The organism is Pseudomonas sp. D47 (assembly GCF_045447305.1).
In the GTDB taxonomy this organism is placed as follows: Bacteria; Pseudomonadota; Gammaproteobacteria; order Pseudomonadales; family Pseudomonadaceae; genus Aquipseudomonas.
On sequence record NZ_JBJGXU010000066.1, the window covers coordinates 13,663 to 31,477 of the forward strand.

The window sequence follows — 17,815 nt, forward strand, 5'->3', positions numbered from 1 at the left end:
CTGCCTCAAGCGCCCTACTCTGCTACCGCCACCTGGTTACGCCCCATGGCCTTGGCGCGGTACAGCGCCTTGTCGGCGGTGTTCATCAGGCTGTGCAGGTCCTGATCGAGGCTGCGGGTGGTGGCAACGCCCAGGCTCGCGGTCAAGCCCTGCACCGGCTCGGAGGCCAGCCCGGAAATCGCCTTGACCAGTTGCTCAGCGATACCCCGTGCAGTTTCCAGTGAGGTATTGGGCAACAGCACCGCAAACTCCTCGCCGCCGAGCCGCCCGTAGACATCGGCCTGACGAAACGATGCACTGATCACCCCGCCGACTTGGCGCAGCACTTGGTCGCCGGCCTGGTGGCCGTAGGTGTCGTTGATATCTTTGAAGTGGTCCATGTCCATCATCAGCGCGCACAGCGGCTGCTGGTTGTGGCGACACTGCGCGTAGAGCACTTGGGCGTGTTCGAAAAACGCCCGACGGTTCATCAGCCCGGTGAGCTCGTCGGTCTGGGCGGCGCGTGTGGAAATCGTGTACGCACGCTCCATTTGCCGGGTCAGGCGAAAGGCTTTTTCCAGGGCATCGGACAGTTTGTGCGTGGCGCTGGCCACGAAAAACGCGAACACCAGCACCGCAATGGCCACACCCACTTGCATCGACGAGGGCTGGAACAGCAGCCACAGCGTACACGGCATCAGCACCAGGGCAATGGAGCCCAGGGTCATGTAGCGATAGGCTGAATAACACGAGACCGCGCTGACTGACATGCCCACGGTAAACAGCATGACCAGCGCTTGGGATAGGCGGTCGTCCGTGGGCATCACCGCCAACGCGCCAATGCCCCACACGCCCGCCGACAGCATCAGCGTCACCCAGTAACGACGCTCCCAACGCTGGGGCGTACGCTCGTTAATGGGGCAACGAAACCATTCCAAGAACATCTTGATGCGCAACAGCGAGGTGCCCGCCAGCACCGGCAGCCAGACCAGCATGACCTGGTGGTCAAAGCGGTCCCAACACAGCCAGCAGAGCATACTGGCGGCCAGGTAACTGCCGAAAATGGCGGAGAACGATTGGCGAAATAGCTGGTGCAACCGGTCGGTTCGCACCTGCTCTTCGATAAAACCATCCTGGTCCTGCCCACGTCCAAGGCTATTCATGAAATACGCCTGTTTCGACTGCCTCGACAAAGGCGCCATTGTGGCACCCTGCCAGTAGTGCGGACAACAGAATCCGGCATGCTAGAGCCTTTAAAGGGCTTCCGGCCGCAGAATCAATACACCCAGTGGTGGCAGATTCAGCGAGAGCGACACCGGTTGCCCATGGCGCGCCTCATCCTGAGTGAACACTCCCCCACCGTTGCCATAGTTGGAACCGGCATAGGTGTCGGCATCACTGTTGATCACCTCGCTCCAACGCCCCGCAATCGGCACGCCGACCGAATACGCCTCGCGCGGTACTGGGGTGAAATTGGCAACTACCAATACCGGTTTGCCGTCCTTGCTCCAACGCAGCCAAGCGTAGACGCTGTTGATCGCATCGTCGCCGATTAGCCACTGGAACCCTTGAGGTGCGTCGTCCTGTTCGTGCAGCGCCGGCTCCTCGCGGTACAGGCGGTTCAGGTCGCCGACCAGCTTCTGCACGCCCCGGTGCTCGGGGTATTGCAGCAGGTACCAGTCCAACTGCTGATCGTGGTTCCACTCACGCCATTGGCCGAACTCGCAGCCCATGAACAGCAATTTCTTACCCGGGTGCATCCACATGAAGCTCAGGTAAGCCCGCAGGTTGGCAAACTTCTGCCAGCGATCGCCGGGCATCTTGTCGATCAGCGAATGCTTGCCGTGCACCACTTCATCGTGAGAGATCGGCAGGATAAACCGCTCGGACCAGGCATACACCAGGCCGAAACTCAGCTCATTGTGGTGATGGGCGCGGTACACCGGGTCTTGCTGGATGTAATGCAAGGAATCGTGCATCCAGCCCATGTTCCACTTGTAGTTGAAACCCAGGCCACCTTGCTGCGTGCTCTGGCTCACACCCGGCCAGGCGGTGGACTCCTCGGCAATCACCAGCGCGCCGGGTGCTTCCAGCGCCACCACGTCGTTCAAGTGCCGCAGGAAATCGATGGCTTCGAGGTTCTCGCGGCCGCCATGGCGGTTGGGCACCCACTCGCCGGCTTTGCGCGAGTAGTCGCGATACAGCATCGAGGCCACGGCATCCACCCGTAAACCGTCGACATGGAAATGTTTAAGCCAGTGCAGCGCCGAGGCCAGCATAAAGCCGTGCACTTCCGTGCGGCCCAGGTTGTAGATCAGCGTGTCCCAATCCTGGTGAAAGCCTTCCAGCGGGTTGGCGTATTCATACAGCGCGGTGCCGTCGAACTGGGCCAGGCCGTGGGTGTCGGTGGGGAAATGCGCTGGCACCCAGTCGAGGATCACGCCGATATTGGCCTGGTGCAGGGCATTGACGAAAAAGCCGAAATCTTCCGGCGAGCCAAAACGCGCACTCGGAGCGAATTGTGACAACGCTTGGTAACCCCAAGAGCCGCCGAACGGGTGTTCCATAATCGGCATCAGCTCGATATGGGTGAAGCCCAATTGCTGCACATACGGAATCAATCGATCGGCCAGCTCGCGCCAGCCGTACTGGCGCGATACTTCGCCGGCCTCGTCCAGCTCGCATTGCCAGGAACCGACGTGCAGCTCATAAATCGACAGTGGCGCCGTGGTCTTGTGCTTGTCGCCGCGCGACTGCATCCACTCATGGTCTTGCCAGTCCACCTGCAACGGCGCGGCGACTTTCGAGGCGGTGTCGGGCGGCAGTTGGGTGGCCAGTGCCATCGGGTCGGCCTTGAGCGGCAGAATCCCGTTGGCACCGAGAATTTCGTACTTGTAGGCCGCACCCGGTTGCAGGCGTGGGATAAAGATTTCCCACACGCCAGACGGATGACGCAGGCGCATCGGGTGACGGCGGCCGTCCCAGATATTGAAGTCGCCCACCACCGACACACGCCGGGCATTCGGCGCCCACACGGCGAAGCGCACACCCTGCACGCCGTCGACGCTGGTCACCTGCGCACCGAGGCAACTGCTCAGGTCACGGTGATTGCCTTCGGCAAACAGGTACAGGTCCATTTCACCGAGGAGCAATTGGTTGAAGCTGTAAGGGTCTTCGGTGATTTGCTCACCGCCGGCCCACTGGATCTTCAGCAGGTAACCCTGGCGCGTGTTGAAATGCCCGACAAACAAACCCGGCACCTGAGTCGCGTCGAGGCTGCCGATCTGTTCACCGCTGTCACGCGCCAAGACCTGAACACTCAGGGCTTCGGGCAGGAACGCGCGGATAAACTGCCCGCCCTGCTCGTCATCATGCGGCCCCAGAATCGAGAACGGGTCATGGTGCTCGGCGCGCACCAGTGCTTCGACGTCCTTGGACGCCGGCATTGCAGTCAATTTCGGTTGCAGCGGTTCTTTATTTGTAAAGCTCATGACGTCTCCCCACCGCGTGCAGTTTTCGATATAGGTGTCAGCCCGCTGAGCAGGCCGTGCAAACCTTGCAACGGCACCGGCAACCAGGTCGGGCGGTTTTCCGCTTCGTAGGCCACTTCGTACGCGGCCTTCTCCAGGCTGAACAACGTCAGCGCGGCGCTCTGGCCTTTGGCATCCTGCCAGTCATGCGCCAGTGTAGTCGTCGCCTGATGATAAGCCTGGGTAAATGCCGCTCGCGCTTCATTCAGGTAACGCTCGGTCACGCGTTTACGGGCGATATCCGCTTCGGGCGAGTGATCCACTCCTTGCACATTCAGGGCCATGGCGGCAGCGTAATCAAACGAACGCAGCACGCCACTCACATCTTTATACGGGCTGTGCTTGCCGCGCCGCTCATGCAGCGGCCGCGCCGGTTCACCTTCAAAGTCGATCAAGTAAGCATCGCCCTTGACCACCAACACCTGGCCCAGGTGCAAGTCACCGTGGACCCGAATCCGCAAGCCGCCCGCCGTGGCTTTCGCCAAGGCCTGGACGTGACCGGTGATGGCTCTTTTCTGCGCCAGCAACTCACTGACCCGCGCCTGATCGGCAGGGTTCAATTGGTTTTGATGCAGCTTGAGCAAGTGCAGCGCGCGGTCGATCTGCGCCCCGACGTCCTTGGCCCAGGCCTGGGTGTCCTTGACCGTGGTGGCTTCGGGGTTGAAGGCCTTGTTGGTGGTTTTCGCCGCCAGCACCCCATGCATTTCACCCAGGCGCTGGCCGAGCAGGCCGGCAAAGTCTTTCAACTCACCCAAGGCGTTGTAGTGCTGTTCCTGCTCGGAGATGGCTTCAGCCAGCTCGTCGCGAATCGCGCGCTCCAGGTTGTTCTGGGTCCAGCCCCACGCATCGCCCTGGTTGCTCAAGTAGCCCTGGGCGATCATCAGCAGGTTGTCATGGCCCTCGGCATCATGGCGAATCATCGAGCCCAGCAGCGGCGAGATATTCGGGTAGCCGGCGGCGGTCAAATAAGCGCTCATTTCCAGCTCCGGATGTACCCCGGCGCTGACTTTGCGGATAAGTTTGAGCACCAGGCTTTCGCCCACCACCACGGAGCTGTTGGACTGTTCGGCCGCCAGGTAGCGCACCTGCGACTCATCGCTCAGTTGCAACTGGGCCAAGTTCGGCGTGGCCTCAAAGCGCAAATCACCTTCACGGGTGTTCAACACCGTGCCGGCTTGCAGGCCGTGAATCACCGCACGAATAAAGTGCTCAAGGCTGAAGGCATCGGTCACCAAGCCCACCTGACGCGCTCGGCGTACGCGGGCCAGCGCCAACTGCTGCGGCAAGGCGCTGGTGAACTGGTCTTCACCGAGAAAGCCGAACGGCAGTTGGTAGCGACTGACCTGACCACCGCTGCTGACCTCGATTTCGCTGAGCAGCACCGGGTACTGCGGGTCGCCGAAGCGCACGCCGTAGGCGATGTGCACACTGTCGATGGCGGTGTCCTTGCCCGCGAACCAGCGCCGTTTGGGCAGCCAGGCCGGCAGCGAGGTGTGCTCCAAGGTGGTGCGGCACGGTTCTTCGAGTAACTCTTCCATGCGTTTTTTCAGCACCAACGTAGTGAAGTCCGGAATGCTCTGCGCCGGTTCCACATGCCAGCTCGGCATTTGGTTTTCCGCCGCCAACACGAACCAATAGAAACCGTACGGCGCCAGGGTCAGCAGGAAATTCAGCTGGCCAATCGGCGGGAAGGCATTACCGCCGAGCATCTCCACCGGCACCATGCCGGCAAAGGCCGACAAGTCCAGCTCGGCCGCTTGGGCACTGCGCGACACGTTGGCCACGCACAGGATGATCTCGTTGCGCCCATCGTCGCCGGTGTATTCGCGGGTATAGGCCAGGATACGGCGGTTGCTCGGCGAGAGCATTTTCAAGCTGCCCCGGCCAAAGGCCTTGGACTGCTTGCGCACCGCCAGCATGCGTCGGGTCCAGTTCAGCAGCGAATGCGGGTCCTGGGCCTGAGTCTCGACGTTGACCGACTGGTAGCCGTAAAGCGGGTCCATGATCGGCGGCAGCACCAGGCTGGCCGGGTCGGCGCGGGAGAAGCCGCCGTTGCGGTCGATGGACCATTGCATCGGCGTGCGCACGCCGTCACGGTCGCCGAGGTAGATGTTGTCGCCCATGCCGATCTCATCGCCGTAATACAAGGTCGGCGTGCCCGGCATTGAAAGCAACAGGCTGTTAAGCAATTCAACGCGACGGCGGTCGCGCTCCATCAGCGGCGCCAGGCGCCGACGAATACCCAGGTTGATCCGTGCGCGACGGTCGGCGGCATAGTAGTTCCACAGGTAGTCACGCTCTTTGTCGGTGACCATTTCCAGGGTCAGTTCATCGTGGTTGCGCAGGAAGATCGCCCATTGGCAGTTGGCAGGGATCTCCGGGGTTTGGCGCAAAATGTCGGTGATGGGGAAGCGATCTTCCTGGGCCAGGGCCATGTACATGCGCGGCATTAGCGGGAAGTGAAAGGCCATGTGGCACTCATCGCCGTCATCACCCTTTTTGTCACCAAAGTAGAGCTGCGTGTCTTCCGGCCACTGGTTGGCCTCGGCGAGCAGCATGCGGTCCGGGTAATGCGCGTCGATCTCGGCGCGGATCTGCTTGAGGACGTCGTGGGTTTCCGGCAGGTTCTCGTTATTGGTGCCGTCGCGCTCGATCAAGTACGGGATGGCATCCAGGCGCAGGCCGTCGATGCCCATGTCCAGCCAGTAACGCATCACCGACAGCACCGCTTTCATCACCTGCGGGTTGTCGAAGTTGAGGTCCGGCTGGTGGGAATAGAACCGGTGCCAGAAGTACTGGCCGGCGACCGGGTCCCAGGTCCAGTTGGACTTCTCGGTGTCGAGGAAAATGATGCGGGTGCCGTCGTATTTCTGGTCGTCGTCGGACCACACGTAGAAGTCTCGAGCGGCCGAACCCGGCTTAGCCTTGCGCGCACGCTGGAACCAGGGGTGCTGGTCGGAGGTGTGGTTGATCACCAGTTCGGTGATAACCCGCAGCTCGCGGTTGTGCGCTTCGGCAATAAAGCGTTTGGCGTCGGCCATGGTCCCGTAATCGCTGTGCACGCCACGGTATTCGGCGATGTCATAGCCGTCATCGCGGCGTGGCGAGGGGTAGAACGGCAAGAGCCAGATGGTGTTCACGCCCAGGTCGGCGATGTAGTCGAGCTTAGCGATCAGCCCGGGAAAGTCACCGATGCCGTCATTGTTGGAGTCGAAATAGGATTTGACGTGAACCTGGTAGATCACCGCGTCCTTGTACCAGAGCGGGTCTTTGATAAAGGTGGCAGCCTTGGGTTTCTTCGCCATTGGAAACTCCTGAAATGCTTGAACATTTACCTGAAGGGGCGCGTTCGATGTGGGAGCTGGGTTGCCTGCGATAGCCGTGTGTCAGGCAAAAAATCTGTCACTGACAGACCGCTATCGCAGGCAAGCCAGCTCCCACCTTTACTCTTCATCAGTCTGAAGATCAGGCTCGGCTTAGGAAGTGGTGATGCGCCATATTCCAAACGGGGTGTGCGGCTCCAGCCGCAGCCACTGGGTCTTGCCGTACCAAGTCCAGCGATGGCCGTTCATCAAGTCTTCGCCTTGGGTCTGGGCATCATCCGGCAAGCCCATTTCCCACAGCGGCAACTCGAAATCCGCCTCTTGGGCATTGAACGGGTCGAGGTTGACGGCGACGAGGATGAAATTGCTGCCGTCTTCACTGCGCTTGCCGAAGTACAGAATGTTGTCGTTCCAGGCGTTGTAGAGCTTCAGGCCCAAGTGGGTCTGCAACGCGGGGTTCTGCCGGCGGATACGGTTGAGCTGGGCAATCTCGGCAATGATGTTGCCCGGCGCGGTGAAGTCCCGTGGGCGGATCTCGTATTTTTCCGAGTCCAGGTACTCTTCCTTGCCCGGCACCGGGCCGGCTTCGCACAGTTCGAAACCCGAATACATGCCCCATAGGCCCGAGCCCATGGTGGCAAGCGCCGCGCGGATCAAAAAGCCTGGTCGGCCGGACTGATGCAGGAAGCCCGGGTTGATGTCCGGCGTGTTGACGAAGAAATTCGGCCGGTAGCACTCGCGCCACGGTGATTCGTTCAACTGCGCGAAGTATTCACTCAGCTCGGCCTTGGTGTTGCGCCAGGTGAAATAGGTGTAACTCTGCGAGTAACCGACCTTGCCCAGGCGCGCCATCATCGCCGGGGTGGTGAACGCCTCGGCCAGGAAGATCACGTCCGGGTGTTTGGCGCGCACATCGCTGATCAGCCACTGCCAGAACGGCAGCGGTTTTGTGTGCGGGTTGTCGACGCGAAAGGTCTTCACGCCCTCTTCCACCCAACCGACCACCACGTCGCGCAGCTCGGTCCATAGGCTGGGGATTGAGTCGGCGGCATAGAAGTCAACGTTGACGATGTCCTGATACTTCTTCGGCGGGTTCTCGGCGTATTTAATGGTGCCGTCCGGGCGCCAGTTGAACCATCCGGGGTGCTGCTTGAGCCACGGGTGGTCCTGGGAACACTGGATGGCAAAATCCAGGGCGATCTCCAAACCATGCTCGGCGGCGGCCTTGACCAGTCGGCGGAAGTCATCGCGGCTACCCAATTGTGGGTTGATGGCCTCATGGCCGCCCTCCTCGCTGCCAATCGCGTACGGGCTACCGGGATCATCCGGGCCGGCGGTCAGGGAATTGTTCTTGCCTTTGCGGTGGCTGCGACCAATCGGGTGAATCGGCGGGAAATACAGCACGTCGAAGCCCATGTCGTGGATCATCGACAGCCGCGAGTGAACATCGTTGAAGGTGCCGTGACGCGCGGGATCGTCGGTAATCGAGCGGGGAAACAGCTCATACCAGCTGGCAAACTGCGCAGCCTCACGCTCAACATCAATCGGGTAGACGGGGCTGATACTCAAGTAGGCGCGGTGGTCGGCCTGGGTCATCAAGTGCGCACTGTCTTCGTGCAAAAATTGTGCGACCTGCTCGGTTTCCAGCAGCCCGGAGAGTTCATGGTGCAACAGCATCAGGCGGTCACGCAGCTCATTGTCACTGCGCTCAGCGGCCTGCAGCACCAGGCTGCGGCCTTCCTGCAATTCCAGGCTGACCGGCACGCCGGCTTCGTGCTTTTTACGCAATTCGTAGCAGAAGCTGGCGAACGTATCGATCCAGGCTTCGATGCAATATTCATGGGGGCCTTGCTGGGTCACGCTAAACGCGCCCTCCCAGCCATTGTTGCCCACATCTGCCATGACCACGCTGTGCCAGCTTTCGTCCTGCAGCGGGCGCCAGCGAATCAGCACGGCGAGCTTGTCATGGCCGTCGGCGAACACCTTACTGGTGACGTTGACCCGCTGGCCAACCACCGCCTTTACAGCAAATTCGCCGCCGTCGATCACGGGCGCGGTGCTTTCGATAGCGATCCTAGGCAGCAGCAGCGCCTGGGACAGTGGCAATAAAGAATCGTCTGGAGCCAGTGTTTCAGCAGTCATCGAGCATCTTCCCCTTACGCCCTGTGGACGCTCTTTGCTTGATCCGAATTCTGAGGCGGCAGCGCTCTCCCTGAGCAGGGCCGTAATAGGTCCGAGCCTGCCGTCAGCGCAAAAGTTCAGGTGGATGTGCCGCCATTGGGCGGGGAATCAAATCTCCCCGGCGGTTGTCCACCGGTAGAGCAAAGCACAAAGGAGGCCACACCGATGAATATCCCGATCCCGGCTGAAACACCTGATCCGAATATCGACGATCCGACATTACCGCCTGCGCAGCCACCGCCGATTCCTGAACAGGAACCCCCTGAAAATGAGCCGCCGCCAGTGCAGGAACCTCCAACAAGCGAGCCGCCGGTCATCCTCTGACGTATTCGCTGCTGGTTCGACGTCCGCTTGCTCAATCCGCGTAATGGTGGCAATCGAACCAAGACGTGCAGGCGGACGTTAATAGTCGAAATTTCCCACCTACATTAAAGGAAAACCCCAAATCCAACCGACCTGGTAGTTCCCATACTGATCTGACGCTGACTTCAACGCCAAGTCCGAGGCCCCAGCGTTCAGCCGATCCGCATATGAGGAATTACCGTGTCGACCATCTATCAGCCATCGCAAGTCCGCTCCGACGCGCCTCCAATCCACGCTAAGTCGCAGGCCACTCCCCCAGCACCCGCCGTCGTGTCTGACAAAGCCATGGACGACCTGCTCCAGTCGGGCCCCAACAGCGACCGGCAGCCGATGCGCCCCGATGAGCCCAAGATGACGCCTGAAGGCCGGGCCATAATAGAGGGAGAGCTCAAAGAACTCAGTGCCCAGCTAACTCCTGCAACGGTCGAGCTCATGATGCGCCACCCTGAATCCGACGAGTCAAAAGCCCATTACGATAAGATCGACAGGGTGTTGACCCCAGACAACATCAAGGGCATGTTGGCCGGCAAGAATGCGGCGTCTTGCACAAAGACGCTTGCCAAGATCGAGACCCAATTAAAAAAAGAGTCGATCGACACTGCTCTCGATCCTATCTCAAACGAGCAGGTCGAGGCCTACCGCAGACATGTGGAATCGATACTGTTCGATCTAAAGGTCCGCTTGATAATGGAACCGGATGAAAAACGCTTTGAAATAGCCCGCGATTCTTTCCGAAAAGAGGACCCCCGCCTGACGAGCATTCAACACTATATAAATGACGTGTACGCCAAGAGTAAGCACCTCTACGACATTGCCACCGAGGTGCACAAAGCGATCGGGGCGCTGCAAATTGCACATCCTGAAGGTTTGGAGCCAGAGAAATACCGCGAACCTGACCACGCAAAGCATTCCAAAACCTACAGCTTCAGTAATACCGCAGCATCTACCCTTGAACACCCCTCCGAAATCAGGAATTTCGTCGCTGACCGAGACAAAATCGACGTCACCGGTATTAGTAAGCAGCTCAATAAACCCCTGCACTGGGTCAACCAATTATCCGGCGCCAGTGGCGAGATGCAGTTGAAATACTCGCGTGAAAATAATGCCAGTGTGCTGGTGATTTCCGGCATCAAAGGGGAGCCGGCGCTGGTCGCGAAGATATTCGGCCAAGTGAAAGAAAAGGACCTACTGATCTGACCGGCGGTCATCATGGGCCTCGAACGCCCTGACAATCCGGGGCATCACGCTAAATACCGCCAAGGCCAACAACGTACTGAGCACCGCGGTCGATTCGCGGCCCATACCCGCGGCAACCCCAATCGCAGCGGTCATCCAAAGGCCGGCAGCGGTGGTCAGGCCTTTGACGTGCTGGCCGTCCTCATCTTCCTTGCCTTTGAGGATGGTGCCGGCGCCAAGAAAGCCAATCCCCGCAATCACCCCCTGCACGACGCGGCTCATGGCATCGGCCTGATTACCGGACATCTGCGGCACCAATACAAACAGCGCCGCACCCAATGCCACCAGCATATGGGTGCGCACACCCGCCGCCTTGCCCTTGTGCTCGCGCTCAAACCCGAGAATACCGCCCAGGATCGCGGCGATCAGCAGGCGCACGGTGATCTGGGTAAGTTGCTTCGCATCGCCGATGTCAGCGAACTCGGCTTGCAGGGTTTGCCACACTTCTTGCCACCAGGCGTCCATGGAAGCACTCCTTTGTGATTATTGATAAACGATGGACAGCGGCGACCGCCAGTCAGTTGCCTGGAACGCTTGGCACAGTGGTGAGCCCTAACAATTACCAGCCTACGGAAAAGGAGATCACCATGCCTGTACGTATCGACAACCAAACGTGCTACTTCAAGGTCGACGAAAACGGCCAGGAACGCAGCCTGCCGGCGCCTGAGATAGAGGTCCTTACCGACAGCCTCAAGTCCATGTCTTTTGTGGTGGTGGAAGGCGAGCGAATCTACATCACCGAAGCGCAAGCCGACGCGTTGACCGTCGCCGGCGCCGTGGATGGGCGTAAACACTTGAAGGCGACCGACAGTGATTCGGTGATTTGATTGATCTGTATCAGCACCCGCTCAATAGCGCTGCACTCCAGGCGCCACGGGGTGCAGCAGATCGTCGCAGGCCTGCCTGCAAAACCCATCTGATCCGCTTTTTATCGCCCTAGCTGAGTCTGTTATGCAAACAGAGCGGCGTTCATAGTTCATCGGCCTGATGGAGGCTGATGAGCGAACGACCATGAGCGAAAGAATCCCCACCGTGGAAACCTTTGAGCCCATACACCCAAAGAAGGTGAAGGCCAAAACCAGCGATAACCTGATCCATACCCGCAGCTTCACCGGCCTGTTCCGCACCTTGCGCGTGAGCGGTGCAGCCCTACTGTTCCTGGCGTTTTTCGGCACCGTGTGGCTGAACTGGGGTGCACGGCAAGCCGTGCTGTGGGACCTGGCCGAAAGCAAGTTCCACATCTTTGGTGCGACCTTCTGGCCCCAGGACTTCATCCTGCTGTCAGCGCTGTTGATCATCTGCGCCTTCGGCCTGTTTGCGATTACCGTGTTTGCAGGCCGCGTGTGGTGCGGCTACACCTGCCCGCAAAGCTCGTTTACCTGGCTGTTCATGTGGTGCGAAAAAATCACCGAGGGCGAGCGCAACCAACGCATCAAACTGCAGGCGGCACCCTGGAGCCTGAACAAACTGGCGCGGCGCTCGGCCAAACATACGTTGTGGCTGGGTATTAGCGTGCTGACCGGGCTGACCTTTGTCGGCTACTTCACGCCCATCCGCCCCTTGGCCCTGGAGCTGCTGACCTGGCAAATGGGTGGTGTGAGCCTGTTCTGGGTGCTGTTTTTTACGGCCGCCACCTACATCAATGCCGGTTGGCTGCGCGAAGCGGTGTGCATGCACATGTGCCCTTATGCGCGGTTCCAGAGTGTGATGTTCGACAAGGACACGCTGACCATTTCCTACGACGTGGCCCGTGGAGAAAACCGTGGGCCACGCAAGCGCGAGGTGAAGCCTGCCGATGTCGGCCTGGGTGACTGCATCGACTGCCAGCTATGCGTGCAGGTGTGCCCCACCGGCATCGACATCCGCGACGGCCTGCAAATGGAGTGTATCGGCTGCGCGGCCTGTATCGACGCCTGTGATTCGATCATGGACAAGATGGGCTATGCCCGTGGCCTGGTCAGCTATACCTCCGAACACCAACTGCAAGGCGGCAAAACCCACCTGCTCAGGCCGCGGCTGATCGGCTACAGTGCCGTGCTGCTGGTGATGATCGCCGCGTTGGTGGTGGCCCTTGTGGGGCGGCCGATGGTATCGCTCGACGTGACCAAGGACCGCGGCATGTTCCGCGAAAACAGTCAGGGCTTGATCGAAAACATCTACAGCCTCAAGGTCATCAACAAGACCCAGCAGCGCCAGGACTACCGTCTGGAACTGGTGGATGCCGATGGCTTCGAGTTGCAAGGCAAGACCGAAATCAGCCTGGCACCGGGGGAAATCAGCGATGTGCCGGTGTCGGTGGCGTTGTTGGCCGACAAACCGGCGAGCAGTTCGCAGCCCCTGCGCTTCAAGGTGACGGATGTGGATGAGCCGTGGATCTACAGTGCTGCCGATAGCCGCTTTGTGGCGCCGATGATCCGCTGAGGTCTGGCAAACACAAACGATCAATGGTGGGAGCTGGCTTGCCAGCTCCCACCTTTAGCCCTGCGTACACTTTTACAAAGCTAATTAGGCCCTCATGAAACGCTACGAAAAATTTGCCGATGACATCGCAGAACTGATCCGCTCCGGCGTCCTCGGGCCCGGCCAGCGGGTGCCGTCGGTGCGTTATGCGAGCCAGACCTATGGCGTCAGCCCGTCCACGGTCTTCCAGGCGTACTACCTGCTGGAGCGCCGTGGGCTGATTCGTGCGCGGCCGCGTTCTGGCTACTTCGTCAACGCCCATGCGCCGAGCCCGTTTTCCGAGCCGGTGGTAAGCGAGCACGTGCATGAGTCCACCGAAGTGGATGTGAGTGAGCTGGTGTTTTCGGTGCTCGACTCCATCAAGGACCCCAATACGGTGCCCTTCGGCTCGGCCTTCCCCAGCCCGATGCTGTTTCCGTTGCCGCGCCTGGCCCGCTCCCTGGCCAGCGCCAGCCGCGAGATGGACCCTCGCCTGGTGGTCACCGACATGTCACCGGGCAACCCGCAACTGCGTCGACAGATTGCTCTGCGTTACATGGTCGGCGGCCTGATGCTGCCCATGGAGGAGCTGCTGATCACCAACGGCGCCCTCGAAGCGTTGAACCTGTGCTTGCAGGCCGTGACCGAGCCGGGCGACCTGGTCGCCATTGAAGCCCCCGCGTTTTATGCCTGCCTGCAAGTGCTGGAACGCCTGAAACTCAAGGCGGTGGAAATCCCCGTGCACCCGCGCGATGGCATCGACCTCAACGCCTGGGCGCAAAGCCTTGAGCGTTACCCGATCAAGGCCTGCTGGACCATGACCAGTTTCCAGAACCCCATGGGCGCCACCTTACCGGAGGCGAAAAAACAAGCGCTGGTAGAACTGCTGCGCAGCCACCAGGTGCCGCTGATCGAAGATGATGTGTATGCCGAGTTGTATTACGGGCAACAAGCACCGAAACCGGCCAAGGCCTTCGACACCGAAGGGTTGGTCATGCACTGCGGTTCCTTTGCCAAGAGCCTCGCGCCGGGTTACCGCGTCGGCTGGGTCGCGGCCGGGCGTTATGCGCAGAAGGTCGAGCGCCTCAAATTGATGACCTCGTTGTGCCCCTCGATGCCGGCCCAGGCAGCGATTGCCGACTACCTGCAACATGGTGGCTATGACCGGCACCTGCGCAAATTGCGTTACGCCCTGGAAGAGCAGCAAAGTGCCATGCTGGCCGCCATCGCCCGTTACTTCCCCGCACAGACGCGGGTCAGCCAGCCGGCCGGCGGGTATTTCCTGTGGTTGGAACTGCCGGAACAGACCGATTCGCTGAAGTTGTTCCAGATGGCCCTGGCACAAGGCATCAGCATTGCGCCGGGGCCGATTTTTTCGGCGACTCAGCGCTTCAGGAATTGTATCCGTTTGAATTATGGCAGCCCGTGGACCGAGGCGTCGGAGAAGGCAATGGAGACGTTGGGGCGGATTGTGCGGTCATTTTGAGGGCAAAGTGAAGGTCGCCAATTTCGTTTGCGCTATGGACGCTGATCGGGAACAGCTCGGGCCGAAACAACGTATAGGGGAACGGGTCGATCGCATACTGTGGGCAAAACATTATTAACACCGGCTGCCTTACGCTTATTTTCTGACCATTTCCTTGTCAGGAAATGGTCTTTTTTATCAATATCAGCGCCCGCCGCCCAAATCCAGGAATGCCCCGGTGGTGTAGGAAGCCTTGTCCGACAGCAGCCAGATGATCGCTTCCGCCACTTCATCCGGGCGACCGCCACGGGCCATGGGAATGCCGGACTCCAGTTTGCTGACGCGGTCCGGGTCGCCACTGAGCGCGTGGAAGTCGGTAAAGATATAGCCAGGGCGCACGGCGTTGACGCGAATCCCCTCACCCGCCACTTCTTTGGACAGGCCAATGGTGAAGGTGTCCAGCGCGCCCTTGGAGGCGGCGTAGTCGACATATTCACCCGGCGACCCCAGACGCGCGGCCACCGACGACACATTGACGATACTGCCGCCCTGCCCGCCATGCTTGGGTGACATGCGCAGCACCGCGTGCTTGGCGCACAGCATCGGCCCCAGCACATTGGTCTTCATGATCTTCAGGATGCGGAACTCGGACATCTCATCGACCCGCGACTTATGCCCCACGGTACCGGCGTTATTGACCAGCGCGGTCACACGGCCCAGTTCCGCATCCACGCGGTTGAACAGCGCGATCACTTCATCTTCGATGCTGACATCCGCACGCACTGCAATCGCCTGGGCGCCCAGGGCGCGAACGTGTTCCAGCACACTATGGGCGGCTTTTTCGTCGCACTGGTAGTTGATGCAGATACGGTAGCCCTCGCGAGCAGCCAGCAATGCCGTCTCGGCGCCGATACCACGGCTGCCCCCGGTGATGATGACGACTTTGTCCATGCGTGCAGTCTCCTGATTCAACCATCTGTTTAAGGTTGGATCCAAGAATACCCGTCACCCACCGCTCTTGTCAGGCGCTACCGCCTCTTTGGCGCGCTGGATGTCGGCCATGAAACCCTCAGCCGGCAAGGGGTGCCCCAGCAAGTAGCCTTGCAGCGAGTTGCAACCCAAACGCGTCAGGAAACTCTGCTGCACATCGGTCTCCACACCTTCAGCGACAATCCGCAGCCCCAGGGCCTGGCCGAGGGCGACGATCGCGGAAACGATGGCCGCATCGTCGCTGTCATGCTCCAGGTCGCGAACAAAACCACGGTCGATCTTCAACTCGTTAGCCGGCAAGCGCTTGAGGTACATCAGGCTGGAATAGCCCGTGCCAAAGTCGTCGATGGACAGGTCCACACCCATGTCCGACAACTGCTGCAACACCGTCATGCTCGCATCGGCATCGCTCATGGCGGTGGTTTCAGTGATTTCCAGGGTCAGGCTGTTGGCCGGCAACTGGTGACGTTCGAGGGCGGCGGCGACACTGTTGACCAACCCGACATGGCAAAACTGCAGTGCCGACAGATTCACGGCAATGCGCCAGTCTTCATAGCCCAGGGCGTACCACACGCGCATCTGGCGACACGCTTCATTCAGCACCCACTCGCCGATCGGGATGATCAACCCGGTCTTTTCCGCCAGCTCGATAAAGGCCGCCGGCATCAGTAAACCTTGCTGCGGGTGCTCCCAGCGCAGCAGTGCTTCGGCGCCGACAGGCAGACCACTAAGCGCATCGAACTTAGGCTGGTAATACAACCGAAACTGCTCGTGCTCCAGGGCATTGCGCAGGTCCTGCAGCAACTGCAGTTGTTTGCGCGCGTTGGTATTCATCGACACGTCAAAGAAGCTGTAGCCGTTCTTGCCCATGCCCTTGGCGTGGTACATCGCGGCGTCAGCATTCATCAACAGTTCCTCGGGGTTGCCGCCGTTGCCCGGAAACAGCGCGATACCGATGCTGGCGGAGATTTTCAGCTCATGCTCGGCCACCGTGAACGCACGGTTGATCAAGCCGACCTGGCGTTCAGCCAAGCCCATGGCATCGTCCGGCTGCGTCAATTGCACCAGCAATACAAATTCATCACCGCCGATGCGTGCCAAGGTGTCCTGGCTGCGCAGATCTTCGCGCAAGCGCAGGCCCACTTCGCGCAGCAACTGGTCGCCCATGTGATGACCAAACGCATCGTTGACCGGTTTGAAACCATCCAGGTCGATAAACATCAACGCAAAGCAACCGCCCTACTCCTTCACCGCCTGGATGGCTTGTTGAATGCGGTCGGCGAGCAAGGTGCGATTGGGCAGACCGGTGAGCATGTCATGCAGGGCCAGGTGGGTCAGTTCCTGGTTGGCCAGGCTCAGGGAGTCGGCGAGTACGGCAGTGCGCGTCTCCAGGCGTGCGTCGAGCAAGGAGGTCAGCAACGCGATGGTTAACACCGCCAACGAGGTGACCAGCACCAGGTTATCCAGGCCTGTGCCGCTCAGCCCTGTCAGCGCGGCGCCGCAGAAACTGTCGTCGTCAAAACGTGCCGCCGCCATGCCGGTGTAGTGCATGCCCACGATCGCAATGCCCATCACCACCGCTGCCCCGCCACGTGCCAGGCGCACGTACGGCGTGTTGCGCCGCAGGTTGAAGGCGATCCACAGGGCTGCGCCAGACGCCCCGACGGCAATCAGCAACGAGGCGCCGAACAGGGTGGGATCGTAGTCGATACCCGGGGTCATGCGCATTGCGGCCATGCCGGTGTAGTGCATGCTGCTGATGCCCGCGCCCATGATCAATGCGCCAAACCCCAGTTGCCACGCGGGCAGGCGTGGTTGGCTGACCAGCCACAAAGCAAAGCCGCTGGACAACACGGCGATTAGCAGCGACAGCGCGGTAATGCTCAGGTCGAACCCCAGGGCAAACGGCAGGTGTAAGGCCAACATGCCGATAAAGTGCATGGACCACACGCCTACGCCCATCGCCAATGCACCGCCCGTCATCCACAAATACACCGCGCGGCCCTTGGTGGTCGCGATGCGGCCGGCGAGGTCCAGCGCGGTGTAGGACGCCAGGATCGCGACGAACAGCGAGATCACGACCAGGGAGGGGGAATAGCTACCGATCAGCATGGGGTTTCTCAAGACTGACGGGCATTGAAGGCCCGTGGCAGGTGGCAAAGCGGGCGATTGTAGCGAGAATAATTATTGGACAGTTGATTAATTATCAAGGGGCCATTAGTGGCGTTTTGACGTCAATTTGCTGGCTTGGGAATGGTGGGGTGGGGGGTGGATTTGAGTACATATCCGTTGTTTGGGTTACGGCTGAA

At 60.1% G+C, this 17,815-nt stretch carries 11 protein-coding genes and 1 pseudogene; 5 read left to right on the forward strand and 7 right to left on the reverse strand.

Annotated elements, in window-relative coordinates; genetic code table 11:
• Positions 1-14 precede the first annotated feature (14 nt).
• From ACI77I_RS27280 to ACI77I_RS27295, 4 genes are all read right to left on the reverse strand, one after another.
• Positions 15-1,181: a GGDEF domain-containing protein gene (locus ACI77I_RS27280; RefSeq protein ID WP_406999303.1), complete on the reverse strand. Its 1,167-nt coding sequence runs from the start codon at positions 1,179-1,181 to the stop codon at positions 15-17.
• Positions 1,182-1,232: 51 nt separating this feature from the next.
• A complete protein-coding gene (glgB, locus tag ACI77I_RS27285; protein ID WP_094952343.1) occupies positions 1,233-3,470 on the reverse strand; it encodes a 1,4-alpha-glucan branching protein GlgB in 2,238 nt (745 codons plus the stop codon).
• Positions 3,467-6,814, reverse strand: coding sequence for a maltose alpha-D-glucosyltransferase (gene treS / locus ACI77I_RS27290; protein WP_406999305.1), 3,348 nt, complete (start codon positions 6,812-6,814; stop codon positions 3,467-3,469). The genes glgB and treS overlap by 4 nt, the downstream gene beginning before the upstream one ends.
• Positions 6,815-6,985: 171 nt before the next feature.
• Entirely contained in the window at positions 6,986-8,974 is a 1,989-nt protein-coding gene (locus tag ACI77I_RS27295; RefSeq protein WP_406999307.1) for an alpha-1,4-glucan--maltose-1-phosphate maltosyltransferase, read from the reverse strand.
• Positions 8,975-9,178: 204 nt separating this feature from the next.
• On the opposite strand from ACI77I_RS27295, the gene ACI77I_RS27300 reads away from it, so the two are divergent.
• Entirely contained in the window at positions 9,179-9,337 is a 159-nt protein-coding gene (locus ACI77I_RS27300; RefSeq protein WP_174245633.1) for a hypothetical protein, read from the forward strand.
• Positions 9,338-9,556: 219 nt separating this feature from the next.
• Complete coding sequence (locus ACI77I_RS27305) at positions 9,557-10,573, forward strand: M10 family metallopeptidase C-terminal domain-containing protein (RefSeq protein ID WP_406999309.1); 1,017 nt, start codon at positions 9,557-9,559, stop codon at positions 10,571-10,573.
• On the opposite strand, the gene ACI77I_RS27310 is transcribed toward ACI77I_RS27305, so the two are convergent.
• Positions 10,562-11,077 carry an MgtC/SapB family protein gene (locus tag ACI77I_RS27310; protein ID WP_242155902.1) on the reverse strand — a complete coding sequence of 172 codons (516 nt, stop codon included), beginning with the start codon at positions 11,075-11,077 and terminating at the stop codon, positions 10,562-10,564. The genes ACI77I_RS27305 and ACI77I_RS27310 overlap by 12 nt on opposite strands.
• Positions 11,078-11,199: 122 nt before the next feature.
• Between ACI77I_RS27310 and ACI77I_RS27315 the strand changes: the two genes are divergently transcribed.
• The 3 genes from ACI77I_RS27315 to mapR all read left to right on the forward strand — a co-directional run bounded on the left by ACI77I_RS27315 (position 11,200) and on the right by mapR (position 14,537).
• On the forward strand, positions 11,200-11,439 hold the full coding sequence (locus ACI77I_RS27315; RefSeq protein WP_094952338.1) for a DUF3203 family protein: 240 nt from the start codon (positions 11,200-11,202) through the stop codon (positions 11,437-11,439).
• A 184-nt stretch (positions 11,440-11,623) separates the two neighbouring features.
• Positions 11,624-13,033: a cytochrome c oxidase accessory protein CcoG gene (ccoG, locus tag ACI77I_RS27320; protein WP_406999311.1), complete on the forward strand. Its 1,410-nt coding sequence runs from the start codon at positions 11,624-11,626 to the stop codon at positions 13,031-13,033.
• A 94-nt stretch (positions 13,034-13,127) separates the two neighbouring features.
• A complete protein-coding gene (gene mapR / locus ACI77I_RS27325) occupies positions 13,128-14,537 on the forward strand; it encodes a GntR family transcriptional regulator MpaR (RefSeq protein WP_406999313.1) in 1,410 nt (469 codons plus the stop codon).
• A 183-nt stretch (positions 14,538-14,720) separates the two neighbouring features.
• Here mapR and ACI77I_RS27330 read toward each other — a convergent pair whose 3' ends face one another.
• Both ACI77I_RS27330 and ACI77I_RS27335 read right to left on the reverse strand, forming a co-directional pair.
• The gene (locus tag ACI77I_RS27330) at positions 14,721-15,467 is read right to left on the reverse strand and encodes an SDR family oxidoreductase (RefSeq protein WP_094952335.1); all 747 of its coding nucleotides are present in this window, start codon (positions 15,465-15,467) and stop codon (positions 14,721-14,723) included.
• Between the two features lie 54 nt (positions 15,468-15,521).
• Positions 15,522-17,618: pseudogene (locus ACI77I_RS27335) on the reverse strand (putative bifunctional diguanylate cyclase/phosphodiesterase).
• Positions 17,619-17,815 lie beyond the last annotated feature (197 nt).

Bases quoted from the DNA above. Each gene is read 5' to 3' on its own strand.
- ACI77I_RS27280 (WP_406999303.1), bottom strand. From the start codon at position 1,181: ATGGCGCCTTTGTCGAGGCAGTCGAAACAGGCGTATTTCATGAATAGC.
- glgB (WP_094952343.1), bottom strand. From the start codon at position 3,470: ATGAGCTTTACAAATAAAGAACCGCTGCAACCGAAATTGACTGCAATG.
- treS (WP_406999305.1), bottom strand. From the start codon at position 6,814: ATGGCGAAGAAACCCAAGGCTGCCACCTTTATCAAAGACCCGCTCTGG.
- ACI77I_RS27295 (WP_406999307.1), bottom strand. From the start codon at position 8,974: ATGACTGCTGAAACACTGGCTCCAGACGATTCTTTATTGCCACTGTCC.
- ACI77I_RS27300 (WP_174245633.1), top strand. From the start codon at position 9,179: ATGAATATCCCGATCCCGGCTGAAACACCTGATCCGAATATCGACGAT.
- ACI77I_RS27310 (WP_242155902.1), bottom strand. From the start codon at position 11,077: ATGGACGCCTGGTGGCAAGAAGTGTGGCAAACCCTGCAAGCCGAGTTC.
- ACI77I_RS27315 (WP_094952338.1), top strand. From the start codon at position 11,200: ATGCCTGTACGTATCGACAACCAAACGTGCTACTTCAAGGTCGACGAA.
- ccoG (WP_406999311.1), top strand. From the start codon at position 11,624: ATGAGCGAAAGAATCCCCACCGTGGAAACCTTTGAGCCCATACACCCA.
- mapR (WP_406999313.1), top strand. From the start codon at position 13,128: ATGAAACGCTACGAAAAATTTGCCGATGACATCGCAGAACTGATCCGC.
- ACI77I_RS27330 (WP_094952335.1), bottom strand. From the start codon at position 15,467: ATGGACAAAGTCGTCATCATCACCGGGGGCAGCCGTGGTATCGGCGCC.